This is a genomic window from Roseovarius sp. MBR-154, from assembly GCF_053628595.1.
The window spans coordinates 1-2,518 of sequence record NZ_JBRJGR010000061.1 but is presented as its reverse complement, the minus strand read 5'-3'; the positions used below and the strand labels follow the sequence as shown (position 1 = coordinate 2,518).

3 protein-coding genes are annotated in these 2,518 nt (G+C 66.4%); all 3 read right to left on the bottom strand.

Annotated elements, in window-relative coordinates:
* Nucleotides 1-24: 24 nt before the first annotated feature.
* From tnpC to tnpA, 3 genes are read right to left on the bottom strand one after another with little or no spacing between them, the layout of a single operon-like run.
* Nucleotides 25-1,656: an IS66 family transposase gene (gene tnpC, locus ACSSV4_RS23120; RefSeq protein WP_454277324.1), complete on the bottom strand. Its 1,632-nt coding sequence runs from the start codon at nt 1,654-1,656 to the stop codon at nt 25-27.
* Between the two features lie 60 nt (nt 1,657-1,716).
* Complete coding sequence (tnpB, locus tag ACSSV4_RS23115) at nt 1,717-2,067, bottom strand: IS66 family insertion sequence element accessory protein TnpB (RefSeq protein WP_454277323.1); 351 nt, start codon at nt 2,065-2,067, stop codon at nt 1,717-1,719.
* Nucleotides 2,064-2,459, bottom strand: coding sequence for an IS66-like element accessory protein TnpA (gene tnpA / locus ACSSV4_RS23110; RefSeq protein ID WP_454277322.1), 396 nt, complete (start codon nt 2,457-2,459; stop codon nt 2,064-2,066). Before tnpA ends, tnpB begins: the two co-directional genes overlap by 4 nt.
* Between the last annotated feature and the right edge of the window lie 59 nt (nt 2,460-2,518).

Here is a 2,518-nt window from a genome sequence, read left to right as displayed (position 1 = left end):
GTAAGCATGCGGCGAGCACCGCGGCTATGCGGCCTTGACGGAGCTTTCCGTTTTGTCTGCCGGCTTCCAGTTCCACGGGAGCAATTCGTGCAGGCGTGAGACCGGCATGTCGGAGATGCGGGCGATGACGTCGGCGAGCCACGCCTGGGGGTCGATGTCGTTGAGCTTGGCCGTTCCGATCAAGGTGTACATCGCCGCCGCGCGCTGGCCGCCACGTTCTGATCCGGCGAAGAGCCAGGATTTCCGGCCGAGGGCCACCCCGCGCAGGGAGCGCTCGGCGGCGTTGTTCGAGAGGCAGACCCGCCCATCCTCGAGGAACCGCGTGAAGCCCGGCCAGTGGTTGGATGACAGCAGGTAATCGATGGCTTTCGCCACCTTGGCATGCTTCGACAGAAGCGCGCGCTCGCCGCGAAGCCATTGCTCGAGGTCCGCGACCAGCGGGGCCGATTGGCGTTGCCGCATCTCCATCCGCGCCTCCGGGGGCTGCCCGTTGACCATGCGCTCGATCTCGAACAGCGCGTCGATGCGCTTCACCGCCTCCACGGCGATGGGCGAGATCTCCTTGGGCGACTTGCCCTTGCGGATGTTGGTCTGCACATCGGCAAGCTCGAAGAACTTGCGCCGCGCGTGCGACCAACACAGCGCCGATGCCACCGGTCCGGGCTGCCGGGCGGCATCGTAGAGCTGGTTGTACCCGGCATAGGCGTCGGCCTGCAGAATGCCCTGCCAGCCCGCCAGATGTTTCGTCGGATGCTCGCCAGCGCGATCGGGGGAGAAGCGGAACACGACTGCGGGTGGCGCGGTTCCGTCGAAGGGACGATCATCGCGCACATAGGTCCAGAGCCGGGCGGTTTTCGTGCCGCCGCGGGCCAACAGCGGCACCGTGGTGTCGTCACCATGCAGCCGAGCCGCGGTGAAGACATGCGCCTCGATCAGCGCGTTGAGCGGCTTCAGCAACTCGGCCACCGCGCCGACCTGGTCGGCGAGCGTGGAGAGGCTGAGGTCCACGCCTTCACGGGCGTAGCGTTCGGCCTGACGGTTGAGGGGCTGATGCTGGCCGTATTTCTCGAACACGATCATCGCGAGCAGGCTGGGGCCCGCCCATCCCCGCGGGATCGGATGGAAGGGCGCCGGGGGCTGGGTGATCTTTTCGCAGGCCCGGCATGTGAACTTCTCCCGGACCGTCTGGATCACCTTCCACTGGCGGGGGATGGCCTCGAGCGTCTCGGTGATGTCCTCGCCCATCTTCACGATGCGATCGGATCCGCAGCACGAACAGGTGCTGGGGGCCTCGACCACCACGCGCTCGCGCGGCAGGTGTTCGGGGAAGGCTTTCTTCACCGGCTTGCGCCGCTCGAAGGCACCGACCCTGGTCGTCTTCCGCTCGGCCTGCACACGGTCCTCGGCAGCGTCTGCGACCAGCTCCCCGAGCTGCAGTTCGAGCTGGTCGAGCAACTTGGCGCTGCGCTCCGCGCTCCGGCCATACTTGTCGCGCTTGAGCAGCGCGATCTCGAGCTTGAGACCCGCGATCATCGCCTCGGAGGTCGAGACCACCGCGCGCGCCCGTGCCAGATCGGCTTCGGCCGCCGCCGCGCGCTGCTCCGAAGCGGCGAGCGCGGCATGCAATTCTTCGAGTTCGGAGCGGGCGTCTGACATGGCAAACGCTTACCATCTCCGCCCGTCAAGAACCAGTAAAACAAGGGCTTTCCAGACGATTTATCCAACCTTCGCAGGGCGTTGCGTCCAGCGTGGGTTACGCCAGTCTATCCCCTCGAGAAGATAGCCGAGCTGCGCCGCAGAGACCTGAACAGCCTCCCCCGAGGCGCCCGCGGGCCAGATGAACTTCCCCGCCTCGAGCCGCTTGGCGTAGAGCGACATGCCCACCCCATCATGCCAGAGCAATTTCACGAGATCGCCCCGGCGCCCGCGGAAGCAGAAGATCTCGCCGGCATGCGGATCACGCCTGAGGCCCTCCTGAACCTTCAGCGCCAAGCTGTTCATCCCGCAGCGCATGTCCGTCACGCCGCCCGCGATCCACACGCGCACCCCCGCCGGGAACGCAATCATTTGCCCTCCAGGATCGGCAGCAGCCGGGCCAATGCGTCCAGCTCCACCGACGAGGGGACAAGCAGGCGCCTTCCGTTCTTCAGAACAATCTCCAGCTGAACGGCAGGCTCCTGTCGCCGCGGCGGCTGCGCATCAACGTCCGGTGCCATCTTCACCGGCACGAACGCAGCGCCGCTTGCCATCGAAAGCTCCCCGTTCCGATACTGTCGCCGCCAGACCGTCAGTAGCCCGCGGGAAATGCCGTGCCGACGGGCGGTCGCAGAAACCTGGCGATGTCCCCGGTGGCTTTCCTCGACCAGCCGGATCTTGTCCGCATCGCTCCAGTGCCGACGCCGCGGCACGTCCTCGGCGGACAGGATCTCGATGTGCGGTGTGAACGTAAGGTCGACCATAAGGTCGGACTTACCATCGCATCCATCGCCCCGTCAGACGGCCTCCGCCGGAGCGTTAC